This is a genomic window from Streptomyces sp. NBC_01429, from assembly GCF_036231945.1.
Lineage (GTDB): Bacteria > Actinomycetota > Actinomycetes > Streptomycetales > Streptomycetaceae > Streptomyces.
In genome coordinates this window covers 3,558,614-3,581,381 of sequence record NZ_CP109599.1, presented here as the reverse complement: position 1 = coordinate 3,581,381, position 22,768 = coordinate 3,558,614, and the positions used below count along the sequence as shown (strand labels likewise).

At 72.6% G+C, this 22,768-nt stretch carries 23 protein-coding genes; 17 read left to right on the top strand and 6 right to left on the bottom strand.

Translation table 11 applies throughout. The features are described from left to right. Positions 1-62: 62 nt before the first annotated feature. From OG627_RS15365 to ygfZ, 3 genes are all read left to right on the top strand, one after another. Complete coding sequence (locus tag OG627_RS15365; protein WP_329065423.1) at positions 63-635, top strand: FABP family protein; 573 nt, start codon at positions 63-65, stop codon at positions 633-635. 65 nt (positions 636-700) lie between these two features. After that, on the top strand, positions 701-1,138 hold the full coding sequence (locus OG627_RS15360) for a Fur family transcriptional regulator (RefSeq protein WP_329065420.1): 438 nt from the start codon (positions 701-703) through the stop codon (positions 1,136-1,138). A 57-nt stretch (positions 1,139-1,195) separates the two neighbouring features. After that, a complete protein-coding gene (gene ygfZ, locus OG627_RS15355; protein ID WP_329065418.1) occupies positions 1,196-2,170 on the top strand; it encodes a CAF17-like 4Fe-4S cluster assembly/insertion protein YgfZ in 975 nt (324 codons plus the stop codon). 88 nt (positions 2,171-2,258) lie between these two features. Here the strand turns inward: ygfZ and dtd are convergent, their stop codons facing one another. Beyond that, positions 2,259-2,696 (bottom strand): D-aminoacyl-tRNA deacylase, encoded by a 438-nt coding sequence (gene dtd, locus OG627_RS15350; RefSeq protein ID WP_329065416.1) that lies wholly within the window; start codon positions 2,694-2,696, stop codon positions 2,259-2,261. A 199-nt stretch (positions 2,697-2,895) separates the two neighbouring features. On the opposite strand from dtd, the gene OG627_RS15345 reads away from it, so the two are divergent. The 3 genes from OG627_RS15345 (at position 2,896) to OG627_RS15335 (ending at position 6,176) form a co-directional block, all read left to right on the top strand. Next, the gene (locus tag OG627_RS15345) at positions 2,896-3,642 is read left to right on the top strand and encodes an RsiG family protein (RefSeq protein WP_329065414.1); all 747 of its coding nucleotides are present in this window, start codon (positions 2,896-2,898) and stop codon (positions 3,640-3,642) included. Between the two features lie 131 nt (positions 3,643-3,773). Continuing rightward, positions 3,774-4,772, top strand: coding sequence for an asparaginase (locus tag OG627_RS15340; protein ID WP_329065412.1), 999 nt, complete (start codon positions 3,774-3,776; stop codon positions 4,770-4,772). Between the two features lie 162 nt (positions 4,773-4,934). Continuing rightward, the gene (locus tag OG627_RS15335; RefSeq protein ID WP_329065410.1) at positions 4,935-6,176 is read left to right on the top strand and encodes a GNAT family N-acetyltransferase; all 1,242 of its coding nucleotides are present in this window, start codon (positions 4,935-4,937) and stop codon (positions 6,174-6,176) included. Between the two features lie 42 nt (positions 6,177-6,218). Here OG627_RS15335 and OG627_RS15330 read toward each other — a convergent pair whose 3' ends face one another. After that, positions 6,219-7,226 (bottom strand): zinc-binding dehydrogenase, encoded by a 1,008-nt coding sequence (locus OG627_RS15330; RefSeq protein WP_329065408.1) that lies wholly within the window; start codon positions 7,224-7,226, stop codon positions 6,219-6,221. A gap of 111 nt (positions 7,227-7,337) precedes the next feature. Here OG627_RS15330 and OG627_RS15325 point away from each other — a divergent pair, with 111 nt between their 5' ends. The 5 genes from OG627_RS15325 (at position 7,338) to OG627_RS15305 (ending at position 13,369) form a co-directional block, all read left to right on the top strand. After that, entirely contained in the window at positions 7,338-8,009 is a 672-nt protein-coding gene (locus tag OG627_RS15325; RefSeq protein ID WP_329065406.1) for a TetR family transcriptional regulator, read from the top strand. Positions 8,010-8,075: 66 nt separating this feature from the next. Beyond that, positions 8,076-10,340: a HelD family protein gene (locus OG627_RS15320; RefSeq protein WP_329065404.1), complete on the top strand. Its 2,265-nt coding sequence runs from the start codon at positions 8,076-8,078 to the stop codon at positions 10,338-10,340. A gap of 330 nt (positions 10,341-10,670) precedes the next feature. Further along, the gene (erm, locus tag OG627_RS15315) at positions 10,671-11,543 is read left to right on the top strand and encodes a 23S ribosomal RNA methyltransferase Erm (protein WP_329065403.1); all 873 of its coding nucleotides are present in this window, start codon (positions 10,671-10,673) and stop codon (positions 11,541-11,543) included. Positions 11,544-11,666: 123 nt separating this feature from the next. Beyond that, positions 11,667-12,269, top strand: a complete 603-nt coding sequence (locus tag OG627_RS15310) for a dihydrofolate reductase family protein (protein WP_329065401.1) — start codon at positions 11,667-11,669, stop codon at positions 12,267-12,269. A gap of 128 nt (positions 12,270-12,397) precedes the next feature. Further along, the gene (locus OG627_RS15305) at positions 12,398-13,369 is read left to right on the top strand and encodes a class I SAM-dependent methyltransferase (RefSeq protein WP_329065399.1); all 972 of its coding nucleotides are present in this window, start codon (positions 12,398-12,400) and stop codon (positions 13,367-13,369) included. A gap of 40 nt (positions 13,370-13,409) precedes the next feature. Here OG627_RS15305 and OG627_RS15300 read toward each other — a convergent pair whose 3' ends face one another. Continuing rightward, the gene (locus OG627_RS15300) at positions 13,410-14,306 is read right to left on the bottom strand and encodes an NAD(P)-dependent oxidoreductase (RefSeq protein WP_329065397.1); all 897 of its coding nucleotides are present in this window, start codon (positions 14,304-14,306) and stop codon (positions 13,410-13,412) included. Between the two features lie 56 nt (positions 14,307-14,362). Here OG627_RS15300 and OG627_RS15295 point away from each other — a divergent pair, with 56 nt between their 5' ends. Then, complete coding sequence (locus OG627_RS15295) at positions 14,363-14,713, top strand: winged helix-turn-helix transcriptional regulator (RefSeq protein ID WP_329065395.1); 351 nt, start codon at positions 14,363-14,365, stop codon at positions 14,711-14,713. 335 nt (positions 14,714-15,048) lie between these two features. Here the strand turns inward: OG627_RS15295 and OG627_RS15290 are convergent, their stop codons facing one another. Next, entirely contained in the window at positions 15,049-16,455 is a 1,407-nt protein-coding gene (locus OG627_RS15290; RefSeq protein ID WP_329065394.1) for a helix-turn-helix domain-containing protein, read from the bottom strand. Positions 16,456-16,643: 188 nt separating this feature from the next. On the opposite strand from OG627_RS15290, the gene OG627_RS15285 reads away from it, so the two are divergent. Next, the gene (locus tag OG627_RS15285; RefSeq protein ID WP_329065393.1) at positions 16,644-17,432 is read left to right on the top strand and encodes a DUF4232 domain-containing protein; all 789 of its coding nucleotides are present in this window, start codon (positions 16,644-16,646) and stop codon (positions 17,430-17,432) included. A gap of 231 nt (positions 17,433-17,663) precedes the next feature. Here OG627_RS15285 and OG627_RS15280 read toward each other — a convergent pair whose 3' ends face one another. Further along, entirely contained in the window at positions 17,664-18,554 is an 891-nt protein-coding gene (locus OG627_RS15280; RefSeq protein ID WP_329065392.1) for a GNAT family N-acetyltransferase, read from the bottom strand. 168 nt (positions 18,555-18,722) lie between these two features. Here OG627_RS15280 and OG627_RS15275 point away from each other — a divergent pair, with 168 nt between their 5' ends. Beyond that, positions 18,723-19,571, top strand: coding sequence for an oxidoreductase (locus OG627_RS15275; protein ID WP_329065390.1), 849 nt, complete (start codon positions 18,723-18,725; stop codon positions 19,569-19,571). Further along, the gene (locus tag OG627_RS15270) at positions 19,571-20,185 is read left to right on the top strand and encodes a TetR/AcrR family transcriptional regulator (protein WP_329065388.1); all 615 of its coding nucleotides are present in this window, start codon (positions 19,571-19,573) and stop codon (positions 20,183-20,185) included. The genes OG627_RS15275 and OG627_RS15270 overlap by 1 nt, the downstream gene beginning before the upstream one ends. A gap of 74 nt (positions 20,186-20,259) precedes the next feature. Here the strand turns inward: OG627_RS15270 and OG627_RS15265 are convergent, their stop codons facing one another. Continuing rightward, entirely contained in the window at positions 20,260-20,952 is a 693-nt protein-coding gene (locus OG627_RS15265) for a TetR/AcrR family transcriptional regulator (protein WP_329065386.1), read from the bottom strand. Between the two features lie 54 nt (positions 20,953-21,006). Between OG627_RS15265 and OG627_RS15260 the strand changes: the two genes are divergently transcribed. Together OG627_RS15260 and OG627_RS15255 are read left to right on the top strand one after the other, a co-directional pair. Further along, on the top strand, positions 21,007-22,146 hold the full coding sequence (locus tag OG627_RS15260; protein WP_329065385.1) for an FAD-dependent oxidoreductase: 1,140 nt from the start codon (positions 21,007-21,009) through the stop codon (positions 22,144-22,146). A 155-nt stretch (positions 22,147-22,301) separates the two neighbouring features. Continuing rightward, a complete protein-coding gene (locus OG627_RS15255; protein WP_329065383.1) occupies positions 22,302-22,763 on the top strand; it encodes a helix-turn-helix domain-containing protein in 462 nt (153 codons plus the stop codon). Positions 22,764-22,768 lie beyond the last annotated feature (5 nt).

The window sequence follows — 22,768 nt, the reverse complement described above, 5'->3', positions numbered from 1 at the left end:
CCTGACCGCTGGTGACCGCTGGTCCGCCCACCTCACCCCTACAGATCGCCTGAGCTGCTCTCATGATCGAGATTCCGTCCGACCTGCACCCGGACCTCGTCCCCCTCGTCTTCCTCCTCGGTGACTGGGAGGGGGTCGGCGTCTTCGACTTCCCCGGTGACGAGAAGGCCAACTTCGGCCAGGAAGTCAGCTTCAGCCACGACGGCCGGGACTTCATCGAGTACGTCTCGCACACCTGGGCGCTGGACGGCGAGGGCAAGAAGATCAGGCCGATCGAGTCCGAGTCGGGCTACTGGCGCATCGACAAGGACCGCAAGGTCGAGGTCGTGATGGTCCGCGACCAGGGCGTCGTGGAGATCTGGTACGGCGAGCTGGCCGACCAGAAGCCGCAGATCGATCTGGTCACCGACGCGGTGGCGCGCACGGCGGCCTCCGGCCCGTACAGCGGGGGCAAGCGGCTGTACGGCTATGTGAACAGCGACCTGATGTGGGTCGGCGAGAAGGCGACCCCCGAGGTCCCGCTGCGCCCCTACATGTCGGCGCACCTGAAGAAGATCGTCACCCCGGACCAGGTCGCCGCGTGGGCCAAGGACCTCGGCGACCTCCCGGACGACGGCATCGCCTTCTTCAAGTAGTCCGGCTCCAGACAGTCCGGCTTCAGGCAGTCGGGACCGCCGCCGCGCCTGCCTACACTGGAGGCGTGGTGAGCACCGACTGGAAGACCGACCTGCGGCAGCGCGGCTACCGGCTGACCCCACAGCGCCAGCTTGTCCTGGAAGCCGTCGACGTCCTCGAACACGCGACGCCGGACGACATCCTCGGCGAGGTGCGCAGAACCGCCTCCGGGGTGAACATCTCCACCGTCTACCGGACGCTGGAGCTGCTGGAGGAGCTGGGGCTCGTCTCGCACGCCCATCTGGGCCACGGCGCTCCGACGTACCACCTGGCCGACCGGCACCACCACATCCATATGGTCTGCCGGGACTGTACGAGCGTGATCGAGGCGGACATCTCGGTCGCGGCCGAGTTCACCGCCAAGCTGCGCGAGGACTTCGGCTTCACGACGGACATGAAGCACTTCGCGATCTTCGGCAGCTGCCGGGAGTGCACCGCACGGGCGGCGGACGACGCGTCCTAGCCGACGGCACCACCGGGCGAGCCCGGTCGTGGGCCGCCGGGTCGTACGCTGAAGGACATGCAGCCTCATTCAAGCCCCTTGCTCGCTCTCCCCGGAGCCGTCGCCGCCGAAGGCCAGGACGAGGGTGTCGCCGCGCACTACGGCGACCTGTTCCGTGAACAACGCGCCCTCGCCGAAGGCGGCGGGCTGGTCGACCTCTCCCATCGCGGTGTCGTCACCGTCACCGGCGACGACCGGCTGAGCTGGCTGCATCTGCTGCTCACCCAGCACGTGAGCGAGCTGCCGACCGGACAGGCCACCGAGGCGCTGGTCCTCACCGCGAACGGCCACGTCGAGCACGCGCTGTACCTCGTGGACGACGGCACGACGACCTGGGCGCATGTGGAGCCGGGGACGGCGGAGGCGCTCGTCGGCTATCTGGAGTCGATGAAGTTCTTCTACCGGGTCGAGGCCGCGGACCGTACGGACGACTTCGCCGTCGTCCATCTGCCCGCCGGATCCATCGCCGAGGTCCCCGAGGGCGCGGCCGTGCGCGAGACCCCGTACGGCAGGGACGTCTTCCTGCCGCGCGCCGAGCTGGAGCCGTACGCCGCCGCGCACGGCCCGGTGGCCGGGATCCTCGCGTACGAGGCGCTGCGCATCGAGGGCCACCGGCCGCGCCTCGGCTTCGAGACCGACCACCGGACCATCCCGCACGAGGTGGGCTGGATCGGCGGCGCTGTCCACCTCCAGAAGGGCTGCTACCGGGGCCAGGAGACCGTGGCCCGCGTCCAGAACCTCGGAAAGCCGCCGCGCCGGCTGGTCTTCCTGCATCTGGACGGCAGCGATGTCCACCTGCCCGGCCACGGCACCCCGGTCCGGCTCGCGGCGGACGGCGCCGAGGGGCGGCAGCTGGGCTTCATCACGTCCTCGGGGCGCCACCACGAGCTGGGGCCGATCGCGCTGGCCCTGATCAAGCGCAATGTCCCGATGGACGCGCAGCTGCTGGCCGGGGACACGGCGGCGGCCCAGGAAGTGGTCGTGGAGGCGTAGCGGCCGACGCACGCCCGGTGGTGCCGGAGGGTGTCTGTCCGGCCGTTGACTGCTGTCCGCTGCCTGTCCGCCGGCCCCTCCGGTCGGCTCACATCTCCAGCACCACCGTGAACGGGCCGTGATTCGTGAGCGAGACGCGCATGTCCGCTCCGAACCGGCCCGTCTCCACCTTCGCGCCCAGCGCGCGCAGCCGCGCCACCACCTCGTCGACCAGTGGTTCGGCCACCGCGCCCGGCGCGGCGGCGTTCCAGGTGGGGCGGCGTCCCTTGCGGGCGTCCCCGTAGAGAGTGAACTGCGAAATCACCAGGAGCGGGGCGTTCACCTCCGAACAGGACTTCTCGCCCTCCAGTATCCGTATCGACCAGAGCTTGCGGGCGAGCCGCTCCGCCTGCTCCGGAGTGTCCTCGTGAGTTACTCCCACCAGCACACACAGGCCCTCGCCGACGATCTCACCGACGGTTTCCGTCCCCGACTCGGTCACGACGGCGACGCTCGCGCCGTCCACTCTCTGCACCACCGCACGCATACGAACCAACCTATCGGGGGCCGAACGGGTGCAGAGCGCCCGCATGGGCGGCGGCAGGAGTGGCACGATGCACGGGAGGCGGTGCGGGGCGTGGCGCGCACCGGTCGAGGGATGGGGTTCCCGCGGTTCCCGGCGGAGCGATGCCCCTTCCGGCACTGGGGGCGGGGAGCCCCCAGCGGAGCGAGGGGAAGTACGCGTGATGAGCACGAATGGTGCCGGGCAGCCGCTCGGTTCCGGTCCCGGTCCCGGTCCCGTACCTGTACCGGTACCGGCGACCCGTACGACCAGCGGGACGGGCATCGGCCCCGGCGCCGGGACCGGGGTCGGGGTCGGGGCCGATGGCCGCCCTGGTCCCGGTCCCGGTCCCGGTCCTGGTCCCGGTCCTGGTCCTGGTTCCGGTCCTGGGTCCGGTCATGAGGGGCCGCCCGTCCAGCGGGCCGCGGGCGGGGAGACCTGGCCCGCGCCGCTGCCGTACGACTTCACCGTGCTGCGGCTGGCCGAACTGCGCGCGCTGCGCCGGGAGTCGCAGCGCGACGAGGCCGATCTCAGCTATCTGCGCCGGCTGTTCCAGGGCCGTATCGACATCCTGCGGGCCGAGTTGGCGTGCCGTACCGCGCCCGAGACGCCGGTCGTCGACCGGCTCTCCGAGATCCTCACGGACACCCCGTCGCGGCACCGTTCGTCCGCACGCCACGTCACGCTCTCCACGCCGCGCGGCGAGGAGTTCCGGACGCTGGCCGCCGAGACGCTCGCCGAGGTGGAGCTGTCGGACCTGGAGGCGCGTACGGACGAGGAGTTGCACGCGGCGATGGGGCGACTGATCCGTAACGAGCAGCAGTTGTCGCGCCGCCGCCATCAGTTGCAGCGGACGGCGGACGATTGCAGCGCGGAGATCGCGCGCAGGTACCGTGAAGGTGAAGCACAGGTGGACGACCTGCTGACGTAGACGGGGAAGTGGCCGACTGCCGTCCGCTCGTTTGCTCGTCCGCCGCACGGTTCGTTTCGCCGCACGGCTGCGCTCCGCACGCCACCTGTCCTGCCCTGCCCTGCTCCGGAAGGCCGAGGATGACCTCCAGCATGTCCAGTACCTCCAGCAGCACCACCGTCTCCGCCGGCGCGCACGCCATCGCGCGCGTGGAACCGCCGGTGCTCGCTGAGGTCGTACGGTCCGGCTTCGTGGAGGGCCGCCACCGCGGCTCGCTGGTGCTGCTCGCGGCGGACGGCAGCGTGGAGCTGGAGCTGGGCGACTCCGAGGCGCCGGTCTTCCCGCGCTCCAGCAACAAGCCGATGCAGGCGGCGGCCGTACTGCGCGCGGGGCTCGACCTGGCGGACGAGCGGCTGGCGCTGGCGGCGGCGAGCCATTCGGGCGAGGCGTTCCACCTCGAACTCGTCCGCACGATGCTCGCGGAGCACGGACTGACGGCCGACGACCTTCGGACGCCGCCGGACCTGCCGCTCGACCAGGTGGAGGCGGAGGTGTATCTCGCTGCCGGTGGTGTGCGCGAGCGGATCACCATGAACTGCTCGGGCAAGCACACCGCGATGCTGGCGGCCTGCGACATCAACGGCTGGCCCAGGGACAGCTATCTGGACCCCGCGCATCCGATGCAGAAGCTCGTCAGGATGGTGGTCGAGGAGACGGCCGGGGAGCGCGTCCCGGTGGTCGGTACGGACGGCTGCGGTGCCCCGCTGATGGCGCTCAGCCTCACCGGCCTCGCCCGCGCCTTCCGGCACTTCGTACTCGCCGCGCCCGGGACGGCCGAGCGGCGGGTGGCGGACGCGATGCGCGCGCACCCCGAGTACGTCGCGGGCACCCGCCGTACCGACACCTGGCTGATGCGGGAGGTGCCGGGCACCCTCTCGAAGATGGGCGCGGAGGCCGTGCAGGCGGTGGCGCTCGCGGACGGCCGGGCGCTGGCCTTCAAGATCGAGGACGGCGGGATACGGGCGCTCGGCCCGGTGCTCGCCCGCGCGCTCCAACTGCTGGGCGTGGAGGCCGAGGTGCTGGCCCGGATCGGCCGGGCGCCGCTGCTGGGCGGCGCGGACGTGGTGGGCGCGGTGCGGGCCGCGTTCTGACCGTACGTAGGGGCCGTACGTAGGGGCTGCCGTGCGTACGGGCGCCGTGCGCGTATGGGCGCCGTGCGTACGGGGTGACGGCGCGGGCCCTGCCGGGGCGGCCCGCCACCGCGGTCGAAAACCGGATGCGGTCGCTCGTGACCCGCGCATACCGTGCGGACCATGAGTCTTGAGGTCCGTACCGTCGCCGAGTCCGAGTACCCCAACTGGGCGCGGGCCCTGGAAACCGGGTTTCTGCGCCCGCCGGTCGTCTCGGAAGAGGTGACGGCCCGGCGGCTGGCCAACAGTGACCCGGCACGGGTGCGCGGGGCGTTCGACGACGGGCGCTGCGTCGCCACGTTCCGCTCCTTCTCCCAGGAGCTGACGGTGGTCGGCGGGGCCGTGCTGTCCTCCGACGCGGTCACCAACGTCTCGGTGTCGCCGACCCACCGCAGGCGCGGCCTGCTCACCCGCATGATGGGCGCGGATCTCGCGGAGGCCAAGGAGCGCGGCGACGCCGTCGCCACGCTGATCGCCGCCGAGTACCCGATCTACGGCCGGTACGGCTTCGGCCCCGCCGCCTGGACCACCGAGTGGTCGGTCGACGTGGCCCGCACCGGGCTGGACCCGAGGTGGTCGGGGCCGCAGGACGGCGGCCGGGTCGATCTGGTCGACGGCGCCGACGTACGGGAGTTCGGCCCCGCGCTGCACGAGCGCGTCCGGGCCGCGCAGCCGGGCGCGGTCGGCCGCGACGCGCGCTGGTGGGAGGTCCACACCGGCGTCGTGGACAACGGCAACCCGTGGACGGAGCCGTTCTACGCGGTCTACCGCTCGGCCGCCGGCGAGATCGAGGGGCTGATGACGTACAGCTCCGACGACCACTGGGGCGACGCCAAGCAGCCGCTGAACACCGCGTCCGTACGCAAGCTGATCGCTGTGACCCCGGCGGCCGAGCGCGCGCTGTGGCGCTTCGTCTGCTCGATCGACTGGGTCTCGACGGTACGGACGGGGCTCCGCGCCCCGGACGACCTCCTGCCGTACTTCCTGCCCGACCCCCGCGCCGCCCGGATCGTCACGCAGGCCGACTTCCTGTGGCTGCGGATCCTCGACACCGTACGGGCCCTGGAGGCGCGTACGTACACCGCCACGGCCACGCTGGTGCTGGAGGTACGGGACAAGGCGGGCCTGGCGGGCGGCCGGTTCCGGCTGGACGCCGGTCCGTCGGGCGCGAGCTGCGCGCCGACCACGGAGTCCGCCGAACTCACCCTGGACGTAAGGGAGCTGGGCGCGCTGTATCTGGGCGACGAGTCGGCCCTGCGGCTCGCGGCGCTGGGCGCGCTGACCGAGGAAACGCCGGGCGCGGCGGCGGTCGCGGAGTCGCTGTTCCGCACGCCGGGGCGGCCCTGGTGCCCGGACGTCTTCTGATCCGTTCTCCCGTCCTCCGTTCTCCCGTTCTCTGTTCTCCGATCAGACCGTCAGCAGGACCTTTCCCACCAGGTCCCGCCCCTCGATCGCGCGGTGGGCGTCGGCCGCCCGCTCCAGGGGGTAGGTCGCGCCGATCACCGGGCGGAGCCGGCCCGCCGCCGCCTCCGCCAGGGCCCGCGCGGCCAGCCGTACCCGTACCTCCTCGGAGATCTGCGCGTCGGCGATGGTCAGCAGCCGGATCCCGCGATCGGCCGCCTCCTGCGGGGTGACGGCCGCGAAGCCGCCCGTCGGCGCGCCGTGGGCCGAGAAGCGGCCGCCGTCGGCCGTCAGGGGGAGGGCGGCGGCGCCCATGGCGCCGCCGACCCCGTCGAGGACTACCTCGGCGCCCGCCGCGCCTCCCTGCGGTCCGCCTGCCGGACCGCCCGCCGCTCCGAGTGCCTCGCGGGCACGGCCCGGCCAGCCGCTGTCCGTACCGTCGATGACGGCGTCCGCGCCCAGCTTCCGTACGAGAGCGGTCTTGCGGGCGCCGCGCGCGACTCCGGCCACATACGCGCCCTGGGCCTTCGCGAGCTGCGTCAGCAGGGTGCCCATGCCGCCCGAGGCGCCGAGGATCAGCACGCGCGTCCCCGCCGCGACCGCCGTGGCGTCCAGGAGGGCGAGGGCGGTGACGCCGTCCTGGAATACGGCGGCGGCGGTCGTGAGCGGCAGGCCGTCCGGTACGGGCGTCAGCGCCTCCACCGAGGCCACCGCACGCTGCACCGCGCCGCAGGTGATGCCCATGGAGGCCACGACGCGGCGGCCGGTCCAGCCGCCGTCCACGCCCGCGCCGACCGCACGGACCGTACCGGCGATGCCGCCGCCCAGGGTGTACGGGGGCCGCACCGGGAAGTACTCCAGGCCCCAGCCCGCCCTGACCTGCGTCTCCACGAACATCGTGTCCACGGCGGCGACCTCGACCACCACCTCGCCCGCGCCCGGCACCGGGTCGGGAGCCTCCTGCGTCCGCAGGACGTCTGGGCCGCCGAAGGCCGTCACCCTTACTACGCGCATGCCGATCGCACCCTTTCGGTCCGTCCGTTCGGTCCGTCTTCCGTCTGTCGCTCACGTCAACTCTCGAACGTGAAGTTCGGTTGAGGTCAAGCGCTGCGTAGGCTCGTCGTCATGAGCGGCGACGACGACAACCGCGGCAGCGACAGCGGCGATGGCAGCGACGGTCCCACCGGCAGCGATCCCGGTCTGCGGGAGCGCAAGAAGCGGCGGCGGTATCAGGAGATCTCCGACGCCGCCGTCGCCCTCTTCCTGGCCAAGGGCTTCGACGGTGTCTCGGTCGCGGAGGTCGCCGCGGCGGCCGAGATCTCCAAACCGACCCTCTTCCGGTACTTCCCGGCCAAGGAAGACCTGGCCCTGCACCGCTTCGCCGACCACGAGGACGAGGCCGCCCGGGTGGTCGCCGGGCGGCCCGACGGGGTGCGCCCGCTCGACGCGCTGCGCCACCACTTCCTGGACGGGCTGCGGCGGCGCGACCCGGTGACCGGGCTCAGCGACGACGAGACGGTGTTCGCGTTCCACCGGCTGCTGTACGGGACACCGAGCCTGGTCGCCCGCTTGCACGGGTACCAGCGCCGCTCGGAGGGGGCGCTCGCGACGGCGCTCGGCGGCGGGATCGCGGGGGCGCTCGGCGCCGGGCAGATCATCGCCGTCCAGCGCGTCCTCGCGGAGGAGAACTGGCGGCGGATCAGGGAGGGGGAGCGCGCCGAGGAGGTGTATCCCGGGGCGGTGGAGCAGGCGGAACTGGCCTTCGGGCAGCTGCGCACCGGGCTCGGTCTCTGGTGAGCGCAGCATGCGGGAAGATTTAGTTACTGGGTAATATTTGAGACTCGGTTACGTTATTCTGACGGGATGACGGCACCCGACTCGCGCCCGCCCGGCCCCGGCCCTTATCCCGACCGCGCTCCTGATCCCGGCCACGCCCTGGCGAGCGACCTCGGCCGTGAACGCGCCCACCACGAGCGCTGCCGCGCCGCCCTGGCCGGCATGGTCTCCGACGCCCACGAGCAGGTCGTCACCGGCGAGAACGCCTTCGCCTCCGGAGCCGACGCCGAGGTTCTCGGCCGCCATCTGCGCGGCCAAGCGCGGGAGTTGCGGCTCGAACCGGACGGTCCGCTCTTCTTCGGCCGCCTCGACTTCGGCCCGGCGGACGGCGAACACGGCGGTCAGAGCTACCACATCGGCCGCCGCCGGGTCGGCGAACACCCGGCCGCCCCGCCGCTGGTCGTCGACTGGCGCGCGCCCGTCTCGCGCGCCTTCTACCGCGCGAGCGTCCGCGACCCGCAGGGCGTCGCCGTCCGCCGCCGGTTCGGGTGGGCGGCCGGGAGCACGGGGGAGCCGCACGAGCTGACCGGCCTGGAGGACGAGCGCCTGGAGGACGAGCGCCTGACGGACGAGCACCTGGCGGACGGGCGCCTGGCGGACGAGCACCTGGCGGACGAGGAGCGTTCAACCGGGCCCGGGGAGCGGGGCGGTGCCATCCTCAACAGGGAGATCGAGCGCCCCCGCGTCGGCCCGATGCGCGACATCGCCGCCACCATCCAGCCGGAGCAGGACGAACTCGTACGGTCCGAACTCGGCCGTTCCCTCTGCGTCCAGGGCGCCCCCGGCACCGGCAAGACCGCCGTCGGGCTGCACCGGGCCGCGTATCTCCTCTACACCTACCCGCGCCGTATCCAGCGCGGCGGGCTGCTGATCCTCGGCCCCAACCGCGCCTTCCTCGGCTACATCGCCGAGGTGCTGCCGTCGCTCGGCGAGAACGGCGTCCGTCAGTCGACGGTCGGTGACGAGATCGCGTGCCACCCGGTCCGCGCGGTGGACGACGAGGCCGCCGCCGCCGTCAAGCACGACGCCCGCATGGCCGAGGTGCTGCGCCGCGCGCTGTACGGGCGGATCCGCCCGCCCGCCGAGCCGCTGACCGTGCCCGACGGCTCGTACCGCCTGCGGCTCGGGCTGGACGAACTGGCCGGGATCGTGGCCGCCGTACGGGCCGAGGCGCCCCCGTACGCCGTCGGCCGCGAGCGCGTCCGCGGCCGGACCGTACGGGCGCTCCAGCTCCGGGCGGAACGGCGGGCGGGGCCGAGGCCGGCGACATGGGCGCGGCGGGTGGAGCGGTCGCGGGCGGTCACCGCGTACCTGGATGCGGTCTGGCCGCGTACGGGGCCGGAGGAGGTGCTGGCGGAGCTGCTCGCCGACCCGGATCCCTGGGCCGAGGGGATTCTCACGGCGGAGGAGCGGCGCGCGATCCACCGCCCGTGGCGGGAGGGGGTCTCCGCTTCCCCCTCTGCCTCGGTGTCCGCGCGGGTGGCACGGAATCTGGCCTGGTCGGCGGCCGATCTGGTCCTCCTCGACGAACTGGCCGGGCTGATCGAACGCCCCCGGGGCTACGGCCACATCGTCATCGACGAGGCGCAGGACCTCTCCCCGATGGAGTGCCGCGCGATCGCCCGGCGCGCCGGGTCCGGTTCGCTGACGGTGCTCGGGGACCTCGCTCAGGGCACCACCGCGTGGGCCGCCCGGTCCTGGCCCGAACTCCTCGGCCACCTGGGCAGGCCGGACGCCGCCGTGATCCCGCTGACCGCCGGGTTCCGGGTGCCGGGCGCGGTGGTACGGATCGCCAACCGGCTGCTGGCCTCGCTGGACGTCGGCGTACCACCGGCCCGTTCGCTGCGCGGGGAGGGCGAGTTGACGACCCGTCGGACCGACGACCTGGCGGCGGCCGTGACCGGGGCGGTACGGGAGGCGCTGGCGCGCGAGGGCTCGGTCGGCGTCATCGCGGCGGGCCCGGCGGCCGGCCGGCTCCGGCACGCGCTCACCGCGGCGGGGATCGCCACGGCGGCGGCCGACGAGCCCGGCGCGGCGGCGGCGCGGGTGACGGTGCTGCCCGCGACGGCGGCGAAGGGCCTGGAGTACGACCATGTCGTCCTGGTGGAGCCCGCGGACATCGAGGCGGCGGAGGCCCGGGGCCGCCACCGGCTGTACGTGGCCCTCACCCGGGCCGTGTCGCGCCTGGACGTCGTGCACAGCCGGCCGCTTCCCGAGGAGTTCGCCGGGGCCACGGCAGCGACGCCGACGGCCGCCGATAATTCCGAGCGCCCACCCGGCCCCCGTCGATAGGGTGCCGGACATGAACTGCACGTGCTTCGTAAGGATGCGCCGCTCCTAGTGCCCCTCGGCAAGCTTTGCCCCGTCGCGCCGCCCAGCACGCACGCTCGCCGCGTTGGCCAAAAGCCCTGGTAGCTCCGCTACAAGGACTTCCGGCCGCCTTGCGATCGCACGCACCGGACGGCGCTCCTTCGGGGCAAACATTGCCGGTCGCGGCACTAGCGGCCGGCTCGTCCTTCTCGTTCTTCGCGTTCGACCAGCTCCGCCGCATATCGGGTCATCGCCGGTGTGGCGCTCTCCGCTGCCCGGCTCCGGACATCCCCTCGCGGAGCACGTACGCACATGTCGCATTCCTCTTCACGCCCCCGTCGCCATGCCCAGCCCGCCACCCAGGCCCACGCCCAGGCCCCTCAGGGCGGACGGCACGAACTCGGCCAGAACTTCCTGGTCGACCGCTCAGTGATCGACGACATCGACGGACTCGTCGCCCGGACCAGCGGCCCCATCGTGGAGATCGGCGCCGGGGAAGGCGCCCTCACGCTGCCGCTGAGCCGCCACGGCCGCCCGCTGACCGCCGTCGAGATCGACCCGAAACGGGCCCGGCGCCTGGACGGCCGTACGCCCGGCAACGTCACCGTCGTCTGCGCCGACATCCTCCGGCACCGGCTGCCCCAGCACCCGCACGTGGTCGTCGGGAACATCCCGTTCCACGTGACCACCCCCATCGTCAAGCGCCTGCTCGCCGCCGACCACTGGCACACCGCCGTACTGCTGGTGCAGTGGGAGGTGGCCCGGCGCCGGGCGGGTGTCGGGGGCGCCAGCATGCTGACCGCCGCCTGGTGGCCGTGGTACGAGTTCGAGCTGCGCTCGCGCGTCCCCGCCCGGTCGTTCCGCCCCGTCCCCTCGGTCGACGGCGGGCTGCTCACGATGCGGCGCAGAACGGACCCGCCGGCCGTCGAGCGCGGGCCGTACCAGGACTTCGTCAAGCAGGTCTTCACCGGCAGGGGCAACGGCCTGCGCCAGATCCTGGAGCGCACCGGCCGCTTCGACCGGGACGCCCTCCGGGCCTGGCTGCGCCACCACCCCGCCGCACACCGCGCTCTGCCCAAGGACCTCACCGCCCACCAGTGGGTTTCGCTGTGGCAGCACAGCGGGGGAAGGCACAGCGGGGGAAGGCACAGCGGGGGACGGCATGGCGGGGGAAGTCTGAGGTGACCTGCGGCCGGGCGGCCGGGCGGCCGGGCGGCCGGACGCGATGACTTTCGGGTGGCGCGCCGGTCTTCCTTGCCGTACACCCGAAATGCCGTACACCCGAACTGAGGAAGTGGAGCGAGTCCCATGCGCATCGTGGTCAGTGAGTTCATCAGCCTGGACGGCGTCGTGCAGGCACCGGGCGGACCGGACGAGGACACCGACGGCGGCTTCGTCCACGGCGGCTGGACGCACCCGTACTTCGACCCCGAGGCCGTGGGCAGCGCCGTCACCGACGCGCTCACCGGGGCCGGGGCCCTGCTGTTCGGCCGCCGTACCTGGCAGACCATGGCGGCGGCCTGGCCGGACCGCGCCGGTGACCCGTTCGCCGACCGGATGAACACCGTCAAGAAGTACGTCGTCTCCGCCACCCTGAACGACGACCCCGCCCCGACCTGGCACAACACCACCCTCATCCCCGGTCAGGACGCCGTCGCCCGCATCCGCGAACTCCACGCGGCCGACGGCGGCGACCTCCTGATCATGGGCAGCCCCACCCTCGTACGGACCCTCCTCCACGAGGGCCTGGTCGACGAGCTGCGCCTCATGCTCATGCCCGTCATCCTCGGCGGCGGCAAGAAGATCTTCCCCGAGGACGGCACCCTCCGCCCGCTGGAACTGGTCTCCACGGTCACCGGGACCACCGGCGTACAGGTGCTGACCTACCGCCCGGCCAGTGCGGGGCTCTGAGGCCGCGCCGACCCCGCGTCCACCGGCCGCGGGCGCGCCGGCCCGCCGCGCTCCGGCATGATCGGACTCTTCAGCCAGGAGTACCGGCGCGCGGGGCGGCGGTCCGCGCGGAGAGGTGGTCGGCGGGTATGCCCGAGGGGTGGGAGTGGGACGACACGCTGTTCCTGGGGGCGGCCCCCTATTACGCGCGCGGGAGGCTCCCGTACGCGGCCGGGCTCGCTGACGTGCTCGCCGAGGTACTGGCGCTGGACGGCCGGGGCCGGCTCCTCGACGTGGGGTGCGGGCCCGGCACGCTCGCGCTCGGCCTGGCGCACCTGTTCGGCGAGGTGGTCGGGGTCGACCCGGACAGCGGGATGATCGCCGAGGCCGGACGCCGGGCCGCCGAGGCGGGGGTGGCGGGCAAGGCGCGATGGGTACGGGCCCGCGCCGAGGAGCTGCCCGGGGGCCGGGCCGAGGAGCTGCCCGGGGGCCGGGCCGAGGAGCTGCCCGGGGACGAGCCCCAGGACCTGCCCGGGGATCTGTCCGGTGGCCTCGGCACGTTCACCGTCGCGGCCTTCGGGCAGTCCTTCCACTGGATGGACCGCGATCTGGTGGCGGCGACCGTCAAGGACATGCTCCGGCCGGGCGGCGTCCTGCTGCACATCGCGGACCTGAAGACGGAGACGCGCTCCGTCGCCGGGCTCCCGCACCCGCCGGTGCCCTATGCCGCCATCGACGAGCTGATCAGGCGGTACCTGGGCCCGGTCCGACGAGCCGGCCACGGGGTACTGCCGTACGGAACGCCCAGCGGCGAGAACGCCGTACTCGGCCGAGCGGGCTTCGCCGGCCCCGAGCGCCATGTCGTGCCCGGGGGACAGGCGCTGGAACGCGGCCGGGACGATGTCCGCGCGTGGGTCTTCTCGATGTCCTCCTCCGCCCCGCACCTCTTCGGCGCCCGGCAGGAGGACTTCGACGCGGACCTCGACCGGCTCCTGCGGACGGCCTCGCCCTCCTCGGGCCTCTTCTCCGAACGCCGGCCGAGCACCGATGTCCTCGTCTGGCGCAAGAGGCCCGGGAGGCCCGGGAGGACCGGGAGGCCCGGGAGGGCCGGGTCCGGCTGAGCGCCTTGCTCACTGAGGGAGCGACACCCGGAGTTTCGCCTCAGCGGCGGCCCAGGACCTCGGCGACCCGGATGAACCCGTCCGCGCCGTGCCCGAGTCCGACGGTGCGGCGGGCCACGCCCTCGGCCGCGCGCATGACGCCCGCGTCGATGCCATGGGCCTCGGACGCCTGGACGACATGGGCCATGGACGACACCGCCGAGGTGAGCGGGTTGCCCTCGCCGGAGAAGCCGCCGCTCTCCATGTCCGCCGCGCTCTGTGCGAAGACCGGCGGGAGGATCGCGGCGATCCCCTGGGCGAACGGCGCCAGTTCCCGCACGGTGACGCCCTCCGCCGCCGCCAGCGCCACGGCGTGCGCGTACCCCGCCATGGCGGTCCAGAAGATGTCGAGCAGCGCGACGTCGTACGCGGCGGCCCGGCCGATCTCCTCGCCGAGGTGGGTGTGGCTGCCGCCCAGCGCGTCCAGTACGGGCCGGTGCTCGCGGTAGAGGTCCTCCGGGCCGCTGTGGATGAACACGGCGTCCGGCGTTCCCACGGTCGTGTTCGGCGTCATGATCGCGCCGTCCAGGTACCGGATGCCGTGCCCGGCCGCCCAGGCCGCGCTGTCCCGGGCCCGGTCGGGGGTGTCGGCGGTCAGGTTCACCACCGTGCGCCCCTTGAGCGCGGCGGTGACCGCGTCCTGTCGCAGTACGGCGTCCGCCGCGTCGTAGTTGACCACGCAGACCACGGTCAGAGCGCTCGCGCCGACCGCCTCGGCGGCCGATCGTGCGCCTACCGCGCCCCGTTCGACCAGCTCGCGGTCCCTGCCCGGCGTCCGGTTCCAGACCGTGGTCCGCAGACCGGAGTCCAGGAACGTACCCGCCAGGGCCCGGCCCATCGGCCCGAGACCGAGCACGGTGACGGCGGTGGCGGCAGACTGTTCATGGGGATGAGACATACTCCAACTCCCTTTGAGAATCGGTAAATCGACACATGAAAACGAATGGGGCGAGGATGACGCGCAGCCGGGCCCGGGACACGGATGTCTGCGGAGTGACCGCCGCGATCGCCGTGATCGACGGCAAGTGGAAGACCGTCCTGCTCTGGCTGCTGGAGTCCGGTCCGCGCCGCCCCGGCGAACTGCGCCGCGAGGTGCCGGGCCTCAGCGAGAAGGTGCTGACTCAGGCGCTGCGCGAGATGGAGGCCGACGGACTGGTGCACCGGGAGGTGCACGAGGGGCTGCCGCTCAGGACGGTGTACTCCCTGACCGCGTTCGGCCGCGAACTCTCCGAGGCGCTGGCCCCCGTGTCCGACTGGGGCCACCGCCGCCTGGAGAAGCTCGCCGAGGCCGCACCGGCCTCCTGACCCGCGACCGCCTCGGCCACTCCGTAACCCCCGTCGCACCCGGATCCGGCGGCCGTCCGACCGCCCACCACCAGGCTCTCCCCGTCGGCACCCACCGACAAGTACCCACAAAAAAGTGGCCGGGGCCCCGGACCGGGGCCCCGGTCCCGTGTCACCTTCCCGATGTCACCCGCGCGGGCCCGGCGGTGTCTTCACGCCGAACAGGCGAACGTCCGAGGAGGACACCATGGCACTACGCGTTACGGGCTTAACGGGCTTATGGGCAGCCGTACAGCCCGAACGGGCCCGTACAGCCCGCACGGCCCGTACAGCCCGCACGGCCCGCGCGAGTCCGGTCAGTTCCCCGGTTTGATCCACTCGCTGCCGCCCAACGGGTAGACGTACTCCGGTCGGCCGACGCGGGCGCTCGTGCGGAACGGGGTGCCGGCGTTGTTGATCTGCACCGTGCCGTGGCGGCTGCCGCTGGTCCAGTCCAGGCTGAGATCCCAGCGGACGTCGTGCGCCTTGACGTGCGCGGTGACGTAGAAGACCTCCGGGTCGGACTCGCTGACCTTGTACGGGAAGTCGCGCTGGCCGTTCTTGACGGTGACCGTGGGGCTGCCGTTGTCGAGGTCGATGTCGAACGACTTGGTGTCGACGCCACCGCCGCAGCCGTTGCCCATCTCGTAGTCGTTCCAGGCGAGCGGCGCGCCCTTGGCGACGACGCGTACGTGCAGCGCCTGTAGGACGACCGTGTCCCGCCCGGCGCCCTGGACGGTCAGGGCGACCCGCTGCTCCCCCGAGGAGACCGCGCCGTAGGCGGCGGCCCAGCGCGGCGCGTCCTGCTCGTTCGCGGGCGGGCCGACCTGCTCGGGTTCGCTGTCGACGAGGAAGTGCTGGCTGCACGGGTTGTCGTAGACGTAGGGGCGGGTGGCGACGTTCAGCGGTACGGCCACGCCGCCGCTGCCGGGCTCGGCCCCGCTGCCGTCGGTGGGCCCGGCCGCGCTCCGCTTGCCGCCGCCCTGCGAGGCGCTGGGCTCGACCCTGCCGGATTCGACGGGGGAGACGGACGGGCCGGGGCTCTTTCCGCTCGGGGAGGGGGAAGGGGAAGGGGCGGCGGTGTCCTTCGCTGACGGCTCTCCGGCGTCCGCCGTGCCGGTGGCACCGGCCGCCCGGGGGTCCGTCGCGTCGCTCCCGCTCCCGCCCCCGCCTCCGCCGAAGGGCAGATTGACGGCGAGCACCACGGCACCCAGCACGGCGGCCACCGCGACGGAGGCGACCAGCGCGTTACGGCGACGCCGTGGCGGGGCGGGTTCGTGCGGTACGTCAACGACAATCGGCTCGTCGTTCCCGTCCGCCTCGTCCCCCTCGTCCTCCTCGTGTGTTGACGCTGCGACGGCCGAGTCGGGGGCAGGTGCTGCGTCCGTGACTGCGTCCGTGGCCGCGGCGGGGCTCGGTGCCGGCGCGGCCCCCTGCTCCGCCGCGGCCTGGTCCGGCCTGGTCCTTCGTGCCGCGTCTGCCAGGATCCAGCGCCGGTGCAGCTCCACCAGCTCCTGCGGCGTCGCCCGGCACACCCGCGCGAGGCGCTCCGCCGGTGCGTACTCGCCGGGCAGCGCGGTGCCGTTGCAGTAGCGGTGCAGCGTCGATGTGCTCATGTGGAGCCGCTTGGCCAGCGCCCCGTAGCTCAGCCCCGAGCGGTCCTTCAGCTCCCGCAGCAGCGCCGCGAACCCGTCCGTCGCCATGCCCCCTGTCGCCTCCGACACTCGTTCCACCGTCCTTCACGTCCCATCCACGCGTTCCAGGGGTGCCGCGGTTCCCCTGGTCAGAGCCCGTTCCAGCGTTCCAGCGTCCCGAACTCCCCGCTGCGCGTGGCGGCTGGGACAGATCACCCCACAAGCTTCGGTCATCCAAGCACCGCAACCACCCGAACACCGAAGGGGCCCACAGCCACATGTCCAGCATCCGGAACTCCCGCACCCGCCTTCTGACCGCCGCCGCGACCGTCGCGCTCGCCACGCTCTCCCTGACCGCCTGTGGTGACGGAATGGGCGTGGCCGACGCGGGAGCGTCGGTGGGCGCCTCTTCCGTCACGACGGAGTCAAAGGAGTCCAAGGAGTCCAAGGAGTCCACGGATTCCGCCAAGTCCGCGGAGTCCACCTCCGGATCCTCCGGCAGCGGCTCTTCCTCCGACGACGCGAAGCAGGCCGCCGTCACCTCGAAGCCGGCCGCGCACGCCGCCGCCTCGAATACCTCCGCCGCGCACGCCGCTGCCACGAAGGCCCCTGCCTCGAAGGCCCCCGCCTCCTCCGACAAGGTGGTCACCTGCGAGGGCTCCAACACCAAGACCGTCGCGGCCCCGCTGAACCGCCCGGTCAACCACATGCTCCTCACCGTCACCAACACGGGCAGCGACACCTGCTACCTGTACTACTACCCGGCCGTCCGCTTCGGCGAGGCCCAGGCGGTGCCGCCGGTCATCGAGGAGTCCCAGCCGCAGGCCGTCGTCACGCTGGAGCCGGGCGAGTCCGGCTACGCCTCCGTGAACCTGTCCGCCGCCGACGGCAGCGGCGCGCACGGTCGTACGGAGAAGGACCTGGCCGTCTACTTCTACGGTCGCTCCGGCTCGGAGAGCGTCGGCAAGGGCGCCCGCCCCTCGCTGCCCGCCAAGGGCGTCTACATCGACGACTCGCTCACGGTCACGTACTGGCAGCAGTCGATGGACGACGCCATCAGCTGGTGATCTTCCCAACCTGCCCGCCGTCAGGGGTGACCAGCGGCCGTCGCCCCGGCGGCGGCCCCGGGGTCGGCCCCGGGGTCGGCCCCGGGTGCGGCCCCAGGGGCGGCCCCGGGCGCGGCCGGCTCCCCGGGAGTTTTCCCCCCGGGGCGATTCACCCGAGCGGCTCCGGGCGCGGGCGGGGAGGGCCGCCGGTCCCCGCGACGCTCGCCGCGGCCGTCATGGGAGCCTCCGGAGCTACTGACCGACGTCCGGCGTGTCCGGCGTGGCGTACGAGAAGTTGTACGTGGCCCAGTCGGTCAGCAGGACGTATCCGATGCGCTGGTAGAGCGCGTTGCTGGTGGGGTTGTTCGGGTCCGCGTAGAGCACGACGTCCGTGGCGCCCGCGGCCAGCGCGGCCCTGGTCACCTCGACCGTCACGGCGCCCGCGTAGCCCCGGCCCCGGAGATGGGCCGGGGTGTAGACGGGGTCCACCCGGACCATGTCGGCGACCATCGTGGTGGCGGCCGCCATGGAGACGGGAGCGCCGTCCGGGGTCTCCCAGAACGTGAAGTGCCGGTCGGCGAAGCGCGAGCCGGCCCAGGATTCGGCGTCCACGGAGGGGACCTCCCCGACGGCGGCGCAGAACTCCCCGCACCAGCGCACGCGTTGCTCATGGTCCCGCTCGCCCACGAGCCGCCCCCGGCCCTCCGGGAGCGGCTCCGGTGGGGTGAGCGTGCCGAGACGGTACAGGTTGATCCGTACGCCGACTGCCGACGTCGCGCCGGTGTGCCGCTGCCAGGCCCCGGCGAAAGCGGCGGCGGTGCCGCGCTCCGCGCTGACGTACGGGAAGGAGTGCCCGAGGGCGGCCAAGTGGGCGGCGAGGGCGTCGGCCTGCTCGGCGGTGAGACGGGTGAGTCCGATGCCGCGGGACGGAAGGCGGTAGAAGACGGCGCGGACCTCGCCCTCCTCCTCCAGCCGGCCGAACACGGTGGCTCCGGCGCCGTAGGCGTCCGGCCCGAGTGTGCGCAGCCTCTCCATCACCGTCAGCGGCGTGTTGTGCAGGGCGGGGCGCGAGCGCAGGAAGTCTCCGGCCCGGGCGAGAAAGTCGTCGAGATCTTCGGTGAGGTGCCAGCCATCCGGGTGCATGCTTCATCGTTTCGCAAGGTGGTAGGCGCGTGCCACGGGTTTCCGGGAGGGGGTCGGCGCACGCCTCCGCGCTTGCCACTGTCTACATCATGATGAAAAAAATCGACGTGGTGTAGATTTTGAGACGAGGGAGCATCCGGCTCCATGCGAGTCCTCATTGGAGGAGCAATGCAGCAGCAGAACTGGCTCATCACCGGTGTCAGCACGGGCCTCGGGCGTGCCTTCGCCCAGGCCGCCCTGGCCGCCGGGCACACCGTCGTCGGCACGGTCCGCTCGGAGAAGGACCTGCGGGCCTTCGAGGAGATCGAACCCGGGTACGCGCACGGCCGCATCCTGGACGTGACCGACGACGACGCCGTCTCGCATGTGGTCGCGGAGGCAGAGCGGAGCGTCGGTCCTTTGGACGTCGTCGTCGCCAATGCCGGTTACGGCCTGGAGGGCACCTTCGAGGAGACTCCGCTGGCCGAGGTGCGGCGGCAGTTCGAGGTCAACGTATTCGGCGCGGTGGCCACCCTCCGGGCGGCCCTGCCCCACATGCGCGCACGCCGCCGCGGACACCTGATGGCCGTCACTTCCATGGGCGGGCTCATGGCCGTGCCCGGCCTGTCCGCCTACTGCGGCAGCAAGTTCGCCCTGGAAGGCATGCTTGAGGCACTGGGCAAGGAGGTCGCGCAGTTCGGGATCCACGTGACGGCGATCGAGCCCGGCTCCTTCCGTACCGACTGGTCCGGACGGTCCATGACGCGCGCCGCGCAGTCCATCGACGACTACGACGAGCTGTTCGTCCCCATCCGTGAAGCGCGGCAGAGGGCCAGCGGGAACCAGTTGGGCAATCCGGCCAAGGCCGGGGACGCACTCGTGCACATCACGTCGGTCGACCGGCCGCCGGCCCACCTCGTCCTGGGCTCGGACGCGCTGCGACTGGTCGCCGCCGCGCGCACGGCCGTGGACGAGGACATCCGCGCATGGGAGACGCTCTCCCGTACGACCGACTTCGCCGAGGGCGCACAGCTCTGATGCCCGGCCACGAACCCGCGCGGAGCCGACGCACCACCGAACGCAAGGGCGATGTCCGGGAGCGGGCCATTCTGGACACCTGCGAAGCCCTGCTGTCGCAAAAGGGCTACGACGCCATGACCGTCGGCGACATCGCCCAGGGCGCGGGCATCACCCGCGGCGCCCTGTACTTCTACTTCGGCTCCAAGCAAGAAGTGGTCACAGCACTCGTGGCCCGGACCGTCGAACACCTGTGGGAGCGGTCCCGGGTCACCGCGGAGACCGACGAGCCGCGCCGGGCCGTCGCGGCGGCCATGAGGCGCACGGTCGAGCTGTGGAACGAGCACGGCCTGGTCATGCGCACGGCGATCGACCTGTCGTTGACCGTGCCGGAGATCGGTGAACTGTGGAGCCGTACGGCCGACTTGTTCAGTACGGCCATCACCGCCGTCCTGGAACGAGCCGGCGTGCAGGCCGGCTCCGGACCGGAACAGGCGTCGGCGATGGCGCGCGCCCTGTGCTGGATGATCGAGCGGACCTTCTACCACGCCTCGCAGGAGTCCCGCGAGGAGTTGCGGAAGGCGTCTTCGACCTGCGAACACATCTGGCTGATCAGCGCCGGCCTGACCGCCTGACGCACATGTCCCGAAGCGCTGATCGCGCAACGGGTCGGGTCCTCGCGCGGCGGGGGACGCGGACGAGTTGAGCGTTACCCAGACGGCCGGGTGAGTTTGGCGGCCACGGCGTCGAGGACCCAGTCCAGGCCGGTCGCGAAGGACGCCTCGGCGTCCACGTCCGTACCGTCGTACACGGCCTTGGCCAGCGCCGGGAAACGGCCGGTGGCCAGCATGTTCGTCACATGCGGGCCGTGGGCGCGCTGCCAGTCGTGCTTGGACAGGCCCGTGGCGCGCTCGGCCCGCAGGTTCGCGATCTCGCGCCTGATCGCGCCGGTGAAGTAGGCGCTGACGGTCTCGACAGCGCGCATGACGGTGTCGACATCGGCGAGGCCGTCGAGGGCGGCCAGCGTGGCCTCGGTCACGGCGAGGCCGTTCGGGCCCAGGGCCGGGCGGCCGCCGAGCAGGTCGGCCAGCCATTCGTGGCGGAGAGCGGCCTGCCTGGTGCGGTGGGCGAGGACGCGCAGCGCCTCCCGCCAGTCACCGCGCTGCTCCACCGGGAGAATCTCGGCCTGGACCTCGTCCACCATGAGGTCGAACAGCTCCTGCTTGGTGGAGATGTATCCGTACAGCCGCATCGGTCCGGCGTTCAGCCGGGCGGCGACCTTGCGCAAGGACACGGCCTCCAGCCCGCCCTCGTCGGCCAGCGCGATGGCGGCGGCGACGATCCGCTCCCGGTCGAGCGGTACGGGTTGAGTCGGCGGCTCCGGCCGGTCCCACACAGTCATGGCCACAACCGTACCGTTGCGATACGCTGCATATTGGCAATACAGTGTATCGACATGAGACAACGCATCGCCGTGGTCGGGGGCGGTCCCGCCGGCCTTACGTTCGCCCGCGTCCTGCACCGCCATGGCTGCCCCGTCGCCGTCCTCGAACGCGATCGCGCCCCCGAAGCCCGCCCCCCGGGCGGCACGCTTGACCTGCACGAAGGGCTGGGCCAGCTCGCGCTGGACAAGGCGGGGCTGCTGGCGGAGTTCCAGGTGCTGTCCCGCCCCGAGGGGCAGGCCATGCGCATCCTGGACGCGGACGGGACCGTCCTGCGCGACTGGCGACCTCGTCCGGATGACCGGGCCAATCCCGAGATCGACCGCGGGCAACTCCGTGACCTGCTGCTCGGCCCTCTCGACGTCCAGTGGGGCCGGGGCGTGACGGAGGTGGTGCCGGGGACCCGGGATGGCGTACGGGTCCATTTCGCGGACGGGCGACAGGAGACGTTCGACCTCGTGGTCGGCGCGGACGGCGCCTGGTCCCGGATCCGCCCGGCGGTCTCGCCGGTGACGCCGCACTACACCGGCGTCACTCTGGTCGAGACCTCCCTCGACGACGTCGACATCCGCCACCCCGACCTCGCCCGCCTGGTCGGAGACGGTTCCGTGGCTGTGTACGGCGTGAACCGGGCTCTCGTCGCCCAGCGCAATGGCGGCGGCCACGTCAAGGTGTACGCCCAGTTCCGCGCGCCGCTGGAACGGCACACGAACGTGGACCTGGCCGACGTCGAGGCCGTGCGATCGAGCCTGTTGGCTCTGTTCGACGGCTGGGCCGCCCCCGTCCTCGACCTCCTCCGCCACGGCACCGCTTTCGTCCACCGCCCCCTCTACGTCCTACCCGTGTCCCACACCTGGACCCACGTCCCCGGGGTGACGCTACTGGGCGACGCCGCCCACCTGATGCCCCCCTTGGGGGCGGGCGCGAACCTCGCGATGCTGGAAGGCGCCGAACTCGCCGAGTCCATCGCCACCGGCCCCGGAGACATCGCCACCGGCCCCGGAGACCTGGACGAGGCCGTCCGCGCCTTCGAGGAACGGATGTGGGCACGGGCCGGCAGGTGGGCGAAGATCACGACGGCCGGTCTGGAACGCCTCGTGAGCCCGGACCCGGCCGAAGCCCTCGCCCTCTTCGACCAAGTCCAGCCATCCTGAACGCCGAGCGCGTGAGCACCCGTGCGATCCCCCCTGCGGGACGGTAAGGGCGGCTCGCTGTGTGACAGAGGCAGGCGGGGCGACGTGAGGTGGCATGGAACACTTTTGCAAGCGCGTGCTTGCAAAAGTTAGCAAGCGGGCGCAGGATGGTGGGCATGGCATCACTCAACGTCGGCAATCTCGGCGAGTACCTGCGCGAGCAGCGGCGCACCGCGCAGTTGTCGTTGCGCCAGCTCGCCGATGCCGCCGGGGTGTCGAATCCGTATCTGAGCCAGATCGAGCGCGGGCTGCGCAAGCCCAGCGCCGACATCCTCCAGCAGTTGGCCAAGGCGCTGCGGATCTCCGCGGAGACGCTGTATGTGCAGGCCGGGATGTTGGACGAGCGGGAGAGGGAGGAGCTGGAGACACGTGCGGTCATCCTGGCCGATCCCTCGATCAACGAGCGGCAGAAGCAGGTGCTCCTGCAGATCTACGACTCGTTCCGCAAGGAGAACGCGATCGATGCCGAACCGGCGCCGGCCGCCGACGGTGACGACGGCGGTGACGGCGGGGCCGTCGGCCGTACGGGTCCCGACGCGCCGCCCGCCGGACCAGCAGCCACACCACCCTCACAGTGATCCGG